Raw genomic sequence first — 15460 nt, 5'->3', positions numbered from 1 at the left:
TGATTATATCACATTTAAATGGAAAATTCTTCTATTTTCCGTAATTTTAGCGATAAATCGTTTTCATAACGATTCCACCTAATTTCGCCTCTAATTCATCAGATTTAGCCACAAAATGCTGAGGAGATATAATGGTTTTCCGTTCCTCTTCATACCTGATGATGACTGGAATTGGGCCTTTATATTGCTCTAAAATACGTGAAATTTCTTGATCCGATTCATGATTTTTCACCTGAATCCAAAAGCGCTCAGCCACTGCTTCTCTTATTTCTTGTGCAATCATTTGCAGACGGCCATCACGTGACTGGATTTTCCCTTTGATATAGTAGAATGCTCCCTCTCTTACTTCCTGACCAACCTGTCGATATAAGTCTGAAAAGAGAGTGACATCCAATTTTTTCTTACTGTCATCCACCTGTAAGAAAGCCATATTTTCACCCTTTTTGGTGCGAATTACTTTTATCTTCTGAACTTCAACCAATATAATAGCATAGCTATTTTCTGACAAATTACTAATAGGAGTAATCGGATAAATAGACTTGCTTAAAATAGCTTGTAGGGGATGTTTGCTGACACCTATCCCTAAAAGCTCTTGTTCCATATAGAATTTTTCTTGTTCCGTCCAATCTTCCGATTCTTGCCAGCTATAAATTGTATCACCGAACAAGCTACCTAACTCTTTTACAAATTCAAATAGATTAGCTAAATTATTGAATACTTTTTGACGATTTTTTTCAAATGAATCGAAAAGGCCAACTTTTACCAAAGATTCTAGCAGAGGAAGTTTCAGATAATTCTCAGGTAATTTAGCTACAAAATCTTCAATGTTAGAATAGGGTCTATTTTCAATAATCCAAAGCGCCAAATCTTTGCTGACTCCCTTAATCGATTTCAGACCTAGATAAATGGACTTATTCGCAATTTTATCGTGATAGGGAATAGTGTTGATGGACAGAGGAGCTACTTCAAAACCTGCTTCTAATGCATCTGTTAGGTAATCACTATTGGCAGAATTCAACATGATCTGATAAAAGATAGCTGGATAATGCGTTTTGAAATAGGCCAACTGGAAGGCCAAGGCTGAGTAAGCATAGGCGTGTGACCTGTTAAAACCATAACCAGCAAACTTCTCCATAACATCAAAGACCTGCTCTGCTTTTTCCACAGTATGACCAGCTTCTAATGCCCCTTGAATAAAGGATTCCCTCATCTCATGCATGGCAGAGGCATCCTTTTTCCCCATAGCACGACGCAAAATATCGGCTTTCCCAAGACTAAATCCAGCAAAACGCTGGGCAACCTGCATAACCTGCTCCTGATAGAGCATAATGCCGTAGGTTGGAGCCAAAATATCCTCCAGTACTTGATCCAGAACAGTCACTTCTTCCTGACCATGCTTTCTTGCCACAAAATTATTGATATAGTCACTTGCACCTGGTCGATTTAGGGAAGTAGTCGCTACGACATCTTCAAAACAGACTGGCTGCACACGCTTAAGCAGGCGAATAGCGCCAGGTTGTTCAAATTGAAAGATACCTTTTGTATTACCAGATGCAAATAAAGCCAGCGTTTCTTTGTCTTCCAAATCGATTTCTTCTATTTTCAGATGAATCCCTTCTGTTTCAGCAAGTAACTCTTGCATTTTTTGGACAAAGGTCAAATTTCGTAGTCCCAGAAAGTCCATTTTCAAAAGTCCACTAGCTTCAACTCCATGGGCATCATACTGAGTCAGTGGAATTTCATCACCATGCTTTAGAGGAATGTAGTCGGTCAAATCTTGGTCACTGATCACAACACCAGCCGCATGGACAGATGTTTGTCTTGGATATCCCTCTATCTTGCAAGCAATTTCAAAGGCTTTTTGGTATTCCAACTTACTATTGATTTGCTGACGAAACTGGAGGTTACCCTCATAGGCTGACTTGAGATTGTCCCGAAAACTGATTTTCTTAGTAATTGCGGATAATTCATACTCGGGCACACCAAAGCGTTTCAAAACATCACGCAGAGCCTGCTTGGCTCCAAAGGTTGAAAAAGTAACGATTTGAGCCGCATGTTTACTACCATATTTATTGCCAACATACCTGATAAAATCTGGACGATAAATATCAGGAATATCGATATCAATATCAGGCATGGTATAGCGTTCACGATTGAGGAAGCGTTCAAAAATCAGATTTTTCTCTACCGGGTCAATCCCTGTAATGTCTAAAGCATAGGAAACCAAGCTACCAACCGCGGAACCCCGTCCCATTCCCATATAGTAGCCATTCGAACGTCCGAAACGCAGCAAATCCCAGACAACCAAGAAATAATCATCAAAGCCCATATCATGAATAACAGCCAATTCTTGGTCTAGACGATCTTGATATTCTTTACTAGTCAACCCCTTCTGAGCAAGTCCCAGCTCAGCACGTTCTCTCAACTCTTCTACTGCTGGTCTCGCTGGATTAAAGCGAGGCAGTTTCAAACTAGTATCCAAATCATAATAAATACCTGAAATAAGTTTTTCTAAATTGTCCAAGGCTTGCGGAAAACGTTCTTGGAATAGTTTCTCTAAAGAACTTGCTGATATAAGGACATCTTGTCGTGAGCGTAAGGGAACTTCTCTGAGTGGTAGATTTTCTTTAATCGCTGTTAACACTTGTAGAACTTCTCTATCCCTGCTTTCAAAAGCATTGACCCGATAAAGGGGCAAGATTGGATGATGAAATTCACTTGCTACTGTTTCTGGATAAACCCCAATATAGTAATCACAGCCTAGTTCCAACGACTCAAATCCATCGAAATAAGGTACAATAACCGCGATATCCTCTAGGTATTGGGACAGGACAGACCAAGTTTTCTCACCCTGCATCTTGGCTGTTGAAAGTTTCATCAACTGCTGATAGCCCACACTAGATAGAGCTAAAAAGCGCAAATTCACTTCCTGCTCATCCACTAAAAGAGTCATTTCAAGCCCTAATAAAGGATGAATGCCGTATTTTTTTGTAACCTCTAGAAAGTCGAAAGCCCCATAAAGATTGTCAATATCCATCATAGCCAAATGAGTGTAGCCATATTCTTTAGCTGCTCTCACATACTTGTCTATTGAAATAACACTCTCCATAAAACTATAGACTGTTTTTGTATCTAGTTGTGCGATCAATTTACACTTCTCCTCTATCCTTCTCACTATATTATACCATTTTTCAAAAAGAGAAAGACAAAAGCATTGAATCCTGTCTATATTTTATCCTTAAAGTAAAATTTTTTGAACGAAAAAAGTAAAAATACATTTAAAGAATCAAATGCTCCGGTAATTTTTTTACTTTTTTATCCCAAGAAATGAATATATCTTTTAAAATAGAAATACATATCCAGTTAATCTATTCATTATGATAACTTGTTTTAGGCTATAGAGTTGTACCTATTTTTCATATAAATCATATTCATTATTATTGAATTAATTTCTTTCTCATTTAACGATTCCCTTTATCCTATTTTTTTGATATAATAACCTTAATTATTGTTTTATAAGGAGGTTATATGCGCTTTAATCAATTCAGCTATTTAGCACTTCCAAGAAATACTATTTTATATGAATTAAAAAAGTATGGATTTGATTTTCCATCTGATATGGCAGATAAAAAGATGTTAGAGGCTTTTTTAAGTCGTTTCTTTTTTACTTATAAAGATAGTACCTATCCTCTATCCAGTTTGGCAGTTGATAAAGAAACTGACTTGCTGACATTTTTTCAATCAGAAGATGAATTGACAGCAGATATTTTTTATACTGTTGCTTTTCAACTTTTAGGCTTTTCTTATTTGGTTGACTTCGAAGACAGTGACGTTTTCCGTAAAGAAACTGGTTTTCCCATCGTATACGGTGACTTGATTGAAAATCTCTATCAGTTACTCAATACTCGGACCAAAAAAGGAAATCTCCTGATTGATCAACTGGTAAGTGACGGTCTTATCCCTGAAGATAATACCTATCATTACTTTAACGGTAAGAGTTTGGCTACTTTTTCTAGCCACGATGTCATTCGAGAAGTGGTCTACGTTGAGTCTCGTGTCGATACTGACCAAAAGGGTTTACCTGACTTAGTCAAGGTCAGCATCATTCGACCTCGTTTTGATGGACAGATCCCTGCTATCATGACAGCTAGTCCCTACCATCAGGGAACAAATGACAAGGCGAGCGACAAGGCTCTCTACAAGATGGAGGGCCAGCTTGAGGTCAAACCTGCTCACAAGATTGAGCTAGAAGAACCTCAACTAAATCTCGTCCAACCTCAAGGCCAAGCTGAGCTTGTGTCAGAAGCTGAGGAAAAGCTAACGCACATCAACGCTAGTTATACACTCAACGACTACTTCCTCCCACGAGGTTTTGCTAATCTCTATGTTTCAGGTGTTGGTACCAAAGACTCTACTGGTTTCATGACTAATGGAGACTACCAACAAATTGAGGCTTATAAAAATGTCATCGATTGGCTTAATGGCCGTTGCCGTGCCTTTACTGACCACACGCGCCAGCGTCAAGTAAAGGCTGACTGGTCAAACGGAAAAGTAGCCACAACTGGACTTTCCTATCTAGGTACCATGTCAAATGGTCTTGCTACTACAGGTATCGATGGCTTAGAGGTTATCATCGCCGAAGCTGGTATCTCCTCATGGTACAACTACTATCGTGAAAACGGTCTGGTGACCAGTCCAGGTGGCTATCCAGGTGAGGACTTTGACTCCCTTGCTGAACTAACCTACTCACGAAATCTCTTGGCTGGCGACTATATCCGAGGTAATGAAGCTCACCAAGCTGACTTAGAAAAAGTAAAGGAACAACTGGATCGCAAGACCGGCGACTATAACCAGTTTTGGCATGACCGCAACTATCTGCTCAATGCCCATAAAGTAAAGGCAGAGGTTGTCTTTACCCACGGTTCTCAGGATTGGAATGTCAAACCACTTCATGTTTACCAGATGTTCCATGCTCTTCCTGCTCATATCAACAAGCACCTCTTTTTCCATAATGGTGCCCATGTTTATATGAACAACTGGCAGTCCATTGACTTCCGTGAGTCCATGAATGCCTTATTGACTAAGAAATTACTGGGACAGGAAACAGATTTCCAACTTCCTACTGTCATTTGGCAGGACAATACAACCCCTCAGACTTGGTTATCACTTGATAACTTAGGTGGGCAAGAAAACTTTGAAACCTTCTCACTTGGTCAAGAAGAGCAAGTAATTCAAAACCAGTACTCAGATAAGGATTTTGAGCGTTATGGCAAGACCTACCAGACCTTCAATACGGAACTTTATCAAGGAAAAGTCAATCAGATTACCATTGACCTTCCTGTAACCAAAAATCTCCACCTGAACGGTCGCGCTCAGCTCAATCTTCGTATCAAATCCAGTACAAACAAGGGGCTCTTATCTGCTCAACTACTGGAACTTGGTCAAAAGAAATACCTACAACCTTATCCAGCTGTTTTAAGTGCTAGAACCATTGACAACGGCCGCTATCATATGCTGGAAAATCTCTGTGAATTACAATTTAGACCAGATGCACAACGAGTCGTGACAAAAGGTTACCTCAATTTACAGAATAGAAATGATTTACTGTTAGTAGAGGATATTAATGCAGATGAATGGATGGAGGTGCAATTTGAACTGCAACCAACTATTTACAAGTTAAAAGAAGGAGACACTCTCCGTTTAGTTCTCTATACTACTGACTTTGAAATCACGATCCGTGACAATACCGCTTACCACCTGACTGTCGATCTTGAACAGTCTACTCTTATCCTACCTTGTCAAAATGTATAAGGTACCTGACTTTCAATATGGAAGGTTTCTAAGGACAAGTCAATCCAAGACCCACTGACCTTCCTAGCATTAGAGACACCCACTTGAACAGTCGAAAAAAACTACAACTTGGTATCAAATCCAGTTCAAATTAAGGCTATTAGATGTCCTACTACTGGATCTTGAACAAAAGATACCGCCCCATAACCAACATGTGTGACCCTCTATCATACACGCTACCACACCACATGTTGGACAAACTCTGTGAATTGCCATTTGGCGTAAATTCACAACAAGTCGTGACAAAAAGCTACCCTAATTTAATGATTTACTGTTAGTAGAGAACAGCAATGTAGATGAACGAATAAATTTCTCATTTATCTGCACCCAACTAGTGACAAGTTAAAAGAAGGAGATTCTCTCCGTATCGTTCTAAATTACTACTGACTTTGAAATCATCATACGTGACAATACCGCTTACCACCCGACTGACGATCTCGTTCAGTCCACGCTTTCTGTACCTAGTACAAGGAGTAACATTATATGAATAAATCTGAACACCGACACCAACTCATACGAGCTCTTGTAACGAAAAATAAGATTCACACACAAGCTGAGTTACAAGCTCTTCTTGCTGATAATGACATTCAAGTTACACAAGCTACACTTTCGAGAGATATTAAAAGTATGAATCTCTCAAAGGTACGTGAGGAAGATAATTCCTACTACGTTCTCAATACTGGTTCCATCTCAAAATGGGAAAAACGTCTTGAAATCTACATGGAAGATGCTCTCGTCTTGATGCGCCCAGTTCAGAACCAAGTCCTGTTGAAAACCCTTCCTGGACTTGCTCAATCCTTTGGTTCTATCATTGATGCTTTGAACTTCCCTGACGCTATCGCTACCCTCTCTGGTGACGATGTCTGTCTGGTCATCTGTGAAGATGCAGAGGCTGCTCAAAAATGCTTTGAAGAACTGAAAAAATTCACCCCACCATTTTTCTTTGGTGAGTAAACAGAAACTAAACTCAAAATCTACAAAACTCTCAAAATTTTAAGCAGCAGTATATTGATGTCAGCTAACATCTGGAGAATACAATAGCTGATGCCCACTAAAAAGTAAGCTATGCATTTTAATAAAACAAAAGAGAGAAATCAATCTCATACTTAAGTACAAAAGCTCCCCTTATAGTTTCTAGTGAAAAATCAACCTTCACTAGAAACTATAGGGGGAGTCTTCATATATCTAAAAGAAATTCTAAATCCGTTTCATCTTGATATATAGTATAGTAGATTGAAATAAGATGTGAACAAGTTTATTGAGAAATTCAAATCAATTTTATGTTTTAGAAGTGGCATTGTACTATTCTAGATTAGATATACTATAATATAGAAAAAAGCCATCAAATGATGACTTTGTCAATGAATTCTCACGATTATCCTATCCAATTTTATCCTTTGTTTAACTCACTATAAGTGACATAGAGAAATTTATTGCTGCAATACTTTTCTTGGTTTGGTACCTTCAGCTGGACCGATGACACCTGCCATCTCCAGTTCTTCCATAAGACGAGTCGCACGGTTAAATCCAACTGACAAACGACGCTGAATCATGGATGCGCTGGCTTTCTGAGTCTCAATGACTAGAGCCTTGGCTTCTTCAAAAAGCGGATCTCCACCAGCTTCACCATCTGAAAATTCTCCTTCATTTTCAGAAACCTCACCTGGATCAAAACTCTCATCGTAGTCCGCATCTGCCTGAGCCTTGATGAAGTTTACGATGCGTTCAACATCATCATCCGAGATAAAGGAGCCTTGGAGACGAACTGGATGATTTTCATCAATCGGTTTAAAGAGCATGTCCCCTCGGCCAAGCAGTTTTTCTGCTCCATTTTCATCCAAGATAGTGCGGGAATCTGTACCTGATGATACCGCAAAAGCCACTCGAGATGGGACATTGGCCTTGATCAGACCAGAAATGACGTCAACGGATGGACGCTGGGTTGCAAGAATCATGTGGATACCTGCAGCACGCGCCTTCTGTCCTAAACGGATGATAGCATCTTCCACTTCCTTGCTTGCCACCATCATGAGGTCAGCCAACTCATCCACAATCACGACAATGAGAGGTAGCGGAATCTGCTTGTATTCAGACTGGGCATTAAACTCTTCTACCTTGGCATTAAAGCCTGCAATATTACGGACTCCTACCTTGGCAAAAAGTTCATAACGATTTTCCATTTCATCCACGACCTTTTGCAGAGCCTTGCTGGCCTTACGCGGATTGGTTACAACTGGAATCAAGAGGTGGGGAATATCATTGTAAACGGACAACTCAACCATCTTGGGGTCGACCATCATAAATTTGACTTGGTCAGGTCTGGCCTTCATGAGAATGCTAGCGATAATGCCGTTAACTGCTACTGACTTCCCTGAACCCGTTGAACCTGCAACGAGCAAGTGGGGCATTTTAGAAAGGTCAAAAGCTCTTGCGATGCCATTAACTGCCTTCCCTAGAGGAATTTCCAAAAGATTTTCTGCTTTCGTTTGAGATTGTTCCCATAGTTCGCGGAAAGAAACGGTTGCAATTTCAGAGTTAGGTACTTCTATTCCGACAAGAGATTTTCCTGGGATCGGTGCCTCGATTCGGACATCCTTGGCCGCCAAGGCTAGAGCGAGGTCGTCTGCCAGATTGGAAATGCGGTTGACCCGTACACCGACTGCTGGTTTGACTTCATACTTGGTCACCGATGGCCCAATTTCAGCCCGTTCAACTGTTACCTTGATACCAAAGCTAGCAAAGGTTTCTTCTAGAATTTTGATATTTTCTCGGACAATTTTCTTCTCTTTAGACTGATCCTTTGGTTTATCTGGAGCAAAGAGTTGCAAGCTTGGAAGTTTGTATTCAAGGGCTTCCTTAGCTGAAAAATCGACCTGAACATCTTCATCATCAGAACCGTCTTCCTGTTCAGGGAATTCCAGTTCAGTTTGAGGTAGGATGATTTCTGGTTCCACACACTCTTCTTCTGGAATAGGTGGAACGTCAATCACAACATCATCAGTCAGAATTTCACCCGTTTCCATATCAACAGGAGGCAAATCGAGTAAGGCTTTTTCAGTCTTTTCTTGTTCTAATCTAGCCTCTTCCTCAGCCTTTTGGCGAGCTTTTTCTTCTTGTTTGACAAAGCGTTCCTCTTTTCGATGCTCATGCCCTTCTCTCCATTTGGCAAATCCTCTACTGAAGAATTCAGCAATATCATAAACAGACCAAGGACTGATTAGGAGAGCGCCTGCTAAAATCAAGATAGAACCAATAAAGTAAGTACCGATATTTGAAAAAAGAAAGGCGGTTGGCATATAAAGAGCGACCCCAATCAAGCCCCCTCCAGCAAAACTGGTCGTTCGAAAACCAGTCAAATCCGTCACAACCTGAGCCATGGTTCCCTTTAGAACAGACTTGTCCAAGCCATATTTCCAAACTAAGTAGGCCTCAAAAATCAAGAGCAAACCTGTAAATATGGTGAAAAATCCAGATAGGAGTCCTTCCTGTTTTCGTATCCACTTGAAAAAGAAGAGATAGAGCAGGATGCCAAATATTGCCAGATAGGCTAGGCTACCCACCAGCAAGCGGATTAAATTGTAAAGGGTGATACCTGCAGCCCCTAATTTGAAGGCTGCGAAAATCAATAAAAACGCGATTCCCAACGAAATCAACATCCGTTGAATCGCTTCTTTTCTTTCGAGTTCTGCTTTTGACGGTCTCCGTCTTGTTTTACTTGTATTCTTGTTTGCCATTCTTCTATTATACCATATTTCACAGGCATTTCGGAAAGAGAAAAAGACTGCACCAAACGGTCCAATCTTTTCATTTTCTATCTAATTTTTATGCTTGTGGTTTGCGTAGGTAACCATAGACCACACCACTCACGATTGCTCCTACCAAGACAGAAACGAGGTAAAGGAGGGCATTTGAAGTAAGCGCAATAACGAAGATTCCTCCATGTGGCGCCATGAGTTTGATACCAGTAAGACCAACGAGGCCACCTGCTACTGCTGAACCAAGAATGAAGCTTGGGATAGCACGAGCTGGGTCAGCGGCACCAAATGGAATTGCTCCCTCAGTGATAAATGACAAGCCCATGATGATGTTTGTCAAACCAGAGTTGCGTTCTTCTTTAGTAAATTTATCTTTAAAAAGAAGAGTTGCAACGAAGATTGCAAGTGGTGGCACCATTCCTCCAGCCATAACTGCTGCCATGGCTACAGAACCACCTGAAGAAACAGTCGCTGCAAGCGTACCTGTACCAAAAACATAAGCCGCTTTGTTTACTGGTCCACCCATGTCAACAGCCATCATTCCACCAAGGACGATACCAAGAAGGACTGCTGAACCTCCTCCAAGACCACCTAGGAAGTCATTCATAGCAGTGTTGATTGCTGCCATTGGGATGTTCACAGCTAGCATGACAAATCCAGTCAAGATTGTTCCAAGAAGTGGCAAAAGAAGGATTGATTTTGCACCCTCAAGTGAACGAGGAACTTTAACGTATTTCTTGATAGCAAGAACCAAGGCACCTGCTATAAATCCACCCACAAGGGCACCTAGGAAACCAGATGAGACACCTGCAAGAGTTGAAGTTGCTTCACCACCTGCAGCATAAGGGATTTTACCAAAGGCAAAACCTTCTTTGGCAATGGCACCAGCCACAAAACCTGCTACCAAACCTGGTTTTTCAGCGATAGAGTAGGCAACATAACCCGCAAAGACTGGAAGCATCAAACCAAAGGCAGCGCCACCAATTTTCATGAACATAGAAGCTAGTTCATGGTAGGAACCAAGATTGCCAAGATTTTCATTCGGAACACCCAAAGCACCGTCAATCAAGAAGGCAAGGGCAATCATGATACCACCACCGATAACGAATGGCAACATTTGAGATACACCACTCATCAAGTGTTTGTAGAAGGCACCACCAAGGCTTTGTTTTTCGTTAGAGGCTGTTGTAGCTTTTGCTCCGTTTGCAGCACGATAAACTTCAGCATCTCCTGAAAGAGCCAAGTTTATTAACTCTTCTGTCTTACGGATACCGTCAGCAACTGGACGATTAATCAATGGTTTGCCATCGAAACGATCCATTTCAACCGCCTTGTCTGCAGCGATGATAACAGCTTTAGCCTTGCGGATGTCCTCAGCAGTTAGTTGGTTACCAACACCGCTAGCTCCGTTGGTTTCCACCTTAATTCCAACACCCATTTCAGCAGCCACTTTTTGAAGGGCTTCTTGGGCCATGTAAGTGTGGGCAATACCTGTCGTACAAGCTGTAACAGCTACGATAAAGTCACCAGTTTCATTTGCAGGCGCTTGAACAGGTTCCTCAGTTTTTTCTGAAGCTTGGTCAAAAAGCTCAATGACTTGGTCAGCTGATGTTGCTTGGCGAAGTTTGTCAGCAAAACCGTCTTTCATCAAGTATTGAGACAATTCTGCCAATGCTGCCAAGTGAGTATCATTGGCACCTTCTGGAGCTGCAATCATAAAGAAGAGGTCAGTTGCTTGCCCATCTAAGCTCTCATAGTCAACACCCTTGTTTGACTTAGCAAAGAGAACAGTCGCTTCTTTGACGGCAGCATTTTTACTGTGAGGCATTGCGATTCCGTCACCCAAACCAGTAGAAGTCAAAGCTTCACGCGCTAAAATTCCTTCTTTAAAAGTTTCAAAATCTGTCACATAACCGTGATCTACCAGACTTTTAATCATCTCTTCTATGACAGCAGTTTTTTCAGTTGCTTGCAAATCCAGCAACATGACATCTTTTCTCAATAGATCTTGAATTTTCATCGTTTTTCTACCTCAACTTTTTCATATGTTTCTTTAATAAAGTCCGCTGTTGCCAAGTCATCTGAGAAGGTGGTTGCCGTTCCACAAGCCACTCCCCATTTGAAGGCTTCTACCGCGTCTTTGGATTTGACAAATTCACCTGTGAATCCAGCTACCATAGAATCACCAGCTCCAACTGAATTTTTCACAGTTCCCTTGATTGGTTTAGCAAAGTAAGCTCCCTCAGATGTGACAAGAAGGGCACCGTCGCCAGCCATAGAGATAATGACGTTTTGAGCGCCTTTAGCCAGTAACTCACGAGCGTATTTCTCAATTTCATCTAAACTTTCGAGTTTAACCCCAAAAATCGCTCCAAGTTCATGATTGTTTGGTTTGACCAAAAGTGGCTGATAGTCCAAACTATCAATCAAGGTCTGTCCTTCAAAGTCACAAACAACTTGCGCACCAGTCTTGCGTGTCAAGGCAATCAAATCCTTATAGATGACATTGCCTAGATTTTTAGCACTTGAACCCGCAAAGACAACTGTATCATCTGCAGTTAAACTAGACAAAATAGCTTTCAATTCTTCTAACTGAGCCGGTTCAACAGTTGGACCCGTTCCGTTGATTTCTGTTTCTTGGTCCGCTTTAATCTTAACATTGATACGAGTATCTTCTGCCACTTGAACAAAGCGTGTTTCAATTTGCTCTTCTGCCAGAGTATCTGTGATAAATTTACCAGTAAAGCCACCGATAAATCCCGTCGCTGTATTTGAAATATCCAAACGTTTCAAGACACGACTGACATTGATTCCTTTCCCACCAGCAAACTTATCATCACTGTCCATACGATTGACACTACCGACTTGAACTTGGTCCAAACGAACAATATAGTCAATGGATGGATTGAGTGTGACTGTATAAATCATACTTCTATTACCTCCGTTTTCTCCTTAATAGCCTGCAAGAGATCATGCCCTTGGCTTGTGATAACAATAGCTCGCTTGAGTGGTGCTACCTTGGCAAAGCAAGTTTGTCCAATTTTAGACGAATCCACCAAGACATAGGTCTGTTTGGCATTCTCTAAAATAGCACGCTTCACAGCCCCCTCCTCCATATCAGGAGTCGTATAATAGCCATCGTCCACACCATTCATCCCGATAAAGGCACGGTCAAAGTGCAATTGGTTAATCTGGTTAAGAGCAACTCCCCCGATGCTCGCATCTGTCGCCATCTTGACACTTCCTCCAACCATGACAGTTGGAATCTGTTTTTCAACCAACTGAGCGGCATGGTGAATGGAGTTGGTCACGACTGTAACATTCTTATTAACCAATTCATGAATCAAAAAGGCAGTTGTTGTTCCAGCATCGATAAAGATGACATCTTGTTCCTTGATGAGAGAGGCTGCTTTCTGAGCTAGCAACTTCTTTTCTTGAAGGTTTTTGATAGATTTTTCTTGAATGGTTTCTTCTTCCTGCAAGGAGTGGGGTAATTCTGCTCCACCATGTACACGACGAAGCTTGTTTTCCGCTTCCAACTCATCCAAGTCTCTTCGAACCGTTGATTCTGATGTTTCTAGCAAACTAACTAATTTTTCTAGAGAAACTACATGATGTTGATGTAACTCCTCTAAAATCAGCTGTTTACGCTCTGTTTTTAACACTGAATCACCTCCTGTTATCGTTTACACTATTCATTCTATCACACTTTCTTTCAAAGTCAAGCATTTTTTACCATTTTCTTTCAAATTCTATCATTTTTCTTATTTCCAGAATTTTTATTGCAAGATAAGGTCCTTTATGGTAGACTATTTGAGTAGGTATTGGAAGATTACTCAAGAGGCTTAAGAGGCCGTGTTGGAAACGCGGTAGGCGTGTAACAGCGTGCGTGGGTTCGAATCCCATGTCTTCCGTTTATTTTAAAAAAGATACCCAAGAAATCGAGTCCACTGAAAAAATAGGTCTCTTACTTTTAATGAAATGAAAACCGGGGAATCTCTCGTTAATTTGAGCGAGTTCCTCGGTTATTTTGTATTTATTAAGGTCATAATTCGTTTCATATTGACCACGAAGATGGTTGTGGCTGCCTGTAACTCCATGCTGAAAAGACCCGATGCTCTCGCGACATCAAAGCCATGTCTCTGTTTTAGTTCGGCATTCTTTGCTTCGATTTTATAGCGATGTCTGGCCATTTCTTTAAAATAAGGTGTTTCCTGAAATTTCTTCTGGAAAAGATGGTCGTCACTCTTAATGGCTATTGAATAAGTTTTAGACTTTTCCCCCTCCTTATAACATCCTTCCTTGGAAAGGCAACTCTTGCACTTCTCAATGTCAAAGTAATGAGTGACAACTTGATTCTTATTTTGATATTTTTTCCCTGTCCTTGCTTTGCGAACAGCCATGTGTCCTTCTGGACAGACAAATAGCCCTGCATCTTTATTAAATTCAAACGCATCCTCTTCTTTACGGTAACCTTTTGAAACAGAAGGATTCAGTTTTGAAACCAAATGAATCTTTTCTTTGCGAGCTAGTTGAATGTTGTCCTTTCCTGAATAAGCCGCATCACCAATAATAGTCTCGATGTCCAGACTATTTTCCTTTGTTTTGGCATATAACTCAGGTAAATATTTCCCATCGCTTTGTTCACCAGAAGTGACCACGCAAGCAGTAATAATCCGTTCATCCGTCATAGCGATATGACTTTTATATCCATAGAAAGAGGTGTCGGCTGTCTTATGTCCAAGCCTAGCCTCCTCCTTAACAGAAGCTTCCAAATGTTCTAAGTCGTCCTCGACAGCCTCTTTTAGGTAATTGAACTTTTGAGAAACAGCCGGTAGGGCTAAGAGTTCCTTGTGTTTTTCAACCACAGCCATTAACTCCTCTGTATAGGTCAACTCTGCTTCGAGGTTATCTTCTTGAGGTTTCTTTGGAAATTCTATTTTGATATCTTCTGAATGTTGATAAATTGTTTTACGTAAAGCTTTTGAACGCTCTCTAAGGATTTCTTGGGGTTTCTTATGATTATAATGAGATTTGGTGTGAGTGGCATCCACAATGAGGATTTTACTCTTAATCAAGTTATGTTCGAGTGCAATTTGAACAGACTTCTGAATCAATACATCAAGCAGTTTATCATCTTTAATTCTTAGCTTTCTAAATTTCGTCAGAGAGGATGGCTCGATAACAGAATCTTCAGGAGCTAGACCAAGAAAAAATTTAAAGGCCATATCTGACAAGGAACGTCCTACCACATCTACATCTGATAACTTATAAATATCTTTTAACAAGAGATATTTGAATATCATAATCGGTGAATAAGCTTTACGCCCAAAATCGGGACGATAATTCTTTTCTAGTTCATCATAAATAAAGCTAAAATCACAGAGTTCAGTTAGCTGACGTAAAAAGTGGGTTTTAGGAACCACGATATCATACAAACTAGAATAAGGACTGACATCCATAGTTAACTGATTATCAAGCATCATCTCACCTCATCTCTAGTATAACAAAAAAGCCATCAATTTGATGACTTTTTCAGTAGACTCAAGAAATCTTGGGTATCTTTTTTCTTATATGCTTGTTTTATAACTCGGGTGAATTTCTTAGAAAATATCAAATAACAATTTCACATTGAGAATTGTTAAGATAATGGAAACGATATAGCCAAGGATGGTATTCCATTTGGCATTGGTAAATTCTCCCATCAGTGATTTCTTAGAAGTTAAATAAATCAAAGGGAAGATTGAAAACGGAAGAGCGATTGAAAGAAAGACCTGTGAATAGACCAATAATGAACTGCACCCCAAAAGTTAGACAGAAAAAATCTAACTTTTGGGGTGTTTTTATTATGAAAT

General features: G+C 40.4%; 8 protein-coding genes, 1 tRNA gene and 1 pseudogene. 3 read left to right on the top strand and 7 right to left on the bottom strand.

All coding sequences use genetic code 11. The annotated features are described in order from the left end of the window. Positions 1 to 46: 46 nt before the first annotated feature. Entirely contained in the window at positions 47 to 3148 is a 3102-nt protein-coding gene (locus HT731_RS03895; RefSeq protein ID WP_173277722.1) for a DNA polymerase III subunit alpha, read from the bottom strand. A 380-nt stretch (positions 3149 to 3528) separates the two neighbouring features. On the opposite strand from HT731_RS03895, the gene HT731_RS03890 reads away from it, so the two are divergent. Together HT731_RS03890 and HT731_RS03885 are read left to right on the top strand one after the other, a co-directional pair. Continuing rightward, the gene (locus HT731_RS03890) at positions 3529 to 5811 is read left to right on the top strand and encodes a Xaa-Pro dipeptidyl-peptidase (protein ID WP_061759052.1); all 2283 of its coding nucleotides are present in this window, start codon (positions 3529 to 3531) and stop codon (positions 5809 to 5811) included. 522 nt (positions 5812 to 6333) lie between these two features. Further along, positions 6334 to 6804: an arginine repressor gene (locus tag HT731_RS03885; protein ID WP_061759051.1), complete on the top strand. Its 471-nt coding sequence runs from the start codon at positions 6334 to 6336 to the stop codon at positions 6802 to 6804. A gap of 476 nt (positions 6805 to 7280) precedes the next feature. Here the strand turns inward: HT731_RS03885 and HT731_RS03880 are convergent, their stop codons facing one another. The 4 genes from HT731_RS03880 to HT731_RS03865 form a co-directional block, all read right to left on the bottom strand. After that, the gene (locus HT731_RS03880) at positions 7281 to 9584 is read right to left on the bottom strand and encodes a DNA translocase FtsK (RefSeq protein WP_345889922.1); all 2304 of its coding nucleotides are present in this window, start codon (positions 9582 to 9584) and stop codon (positions 7281 to 7283) included. 88 nt (positions 9585 to 9672) lie between these two features. Beyond that, the gene (locus HT731_RS03875; protein WP_173277719.1) at positions 9673 to 11625 is read right to left on the bottom strand and encodes a fructose-specific PTS transporter subunit EIIC; all 1953 of its coding nucleotides are present in this window, start codon (positions 11623 to 11625) and stop codon (positions 9673 to 9675) included. Further along, the gene (gene pfkB, locus HT731_RS03870) at positions 11622 to 12533 is read right to left on the bottom strand and encodes a 1-phosphofructokinase (RefSeq protein ID WP_173277717.1); all 912 of its coding nucleotides are present in this window, start codon (positions 12531 to 12533) and stop codon (positions 11622 to 11624) included. The genes HT731_RS03875 and pfkB overlap by 4 nt, the downstream gene beginning before the upstream one ends. Then, entirely contained in the window at positions 12530 to 13270 is a 741-nt protein-coding gene (locus HT731_RS03865) for a DeoR family transcriptional regulator (RefSeq protein ID WP_173277715.1), read from the bottom strand. The genes pfkB and HT731_RS03865 overlap by 4 nt, the downstream gene beginning before the upstream one ends. Before the next feature lie 161 nt (positions 13271 to 13431). Between HT731_RS03865 and HT731_RS03860 the strand changes: the two genes are divergently transcribed. Further along, positions 13432 to 13519 (top strand) — tRNA-Ser (locus HT731_RS03860). Between the two features lie 111 nt (positions 13520 to 13630). Here the strand turns inward: HT731_RS03860 and HT731_RS03855 are convergent. Then, positions 13631 to 15088: an IS1182 family transposase gene (locus tag HT731_RS03855; protein ID WP_173277781.1), complete on the bottom strand. Its 1458-nt coding sequence runs from the start codon at positions 15086 to 15088 to the stop codon at positions 13631 to 13633. Between the two features lie 120 nt (positions 15089 to 15208). Beyond that, a pseudogene (locus HT731_RS03850) lies at positions 15209 to 15397 on the bottom strand (divalent metal cation transporter); the annotation flags it as partial. Positions 15398 to 15460: the final 63 nt, after the last annotated feature.

This window comes from Streptococcus sp. k-163 (genome assembly GCF_013277555.1).
Lineage (GTDB): Bacteria > Bacillota > Bacilli > Lactobacillales > Streptococcaceae > Streptococcus.
This window is presented reverse-complemented; position numbering and strand designations above follow the sequence as displayed.

Bases quoted from the DNA above. Each gene is read 5' to 3' on its own strand.
- HT731_RS03890 (WP_061759052.1), top strand. From the start codon at position 3,529: ATGCGCTTTAATCAATTCAGCTATTTAGCACTTCCAAGAAATACTATT.
- HT731_RS03880 (WP_345889922.1), bottom strand. From the start codon at position 9,584: ATGGCAAACAAGAATACAAGTAAAACAAGACGGAGACCGTCAAAAGCA.
- HT731_RS03855 (WP_173277781.1), bottom strand. From the start codon at position 15,088: ATGCTTGATAATCAGTTAACTATGGATGTCAGTCCTTATTCTAGTTTG.
- pfkB (WP_173277717.1), bottom strand. From the start codon at position 12,533: ATGATTTATACAGTCACACTCAATCCATCCATTGACTATATTGTTCGT.
- HT731_RS03885 (WP_061759051.1), top strand. From the start codon at position 6,334: ATGAATAAATCTGAACACCGACACCAACTCATACGAGCTCTTGTAACG.
- HT731_RS03875 (WP_173277719.1), bottom strand. From the start codon at position 11,625: ATGAAAATTCAAGATCTATTGAGAAAAGATGTCATGTTGCTGGATTTG.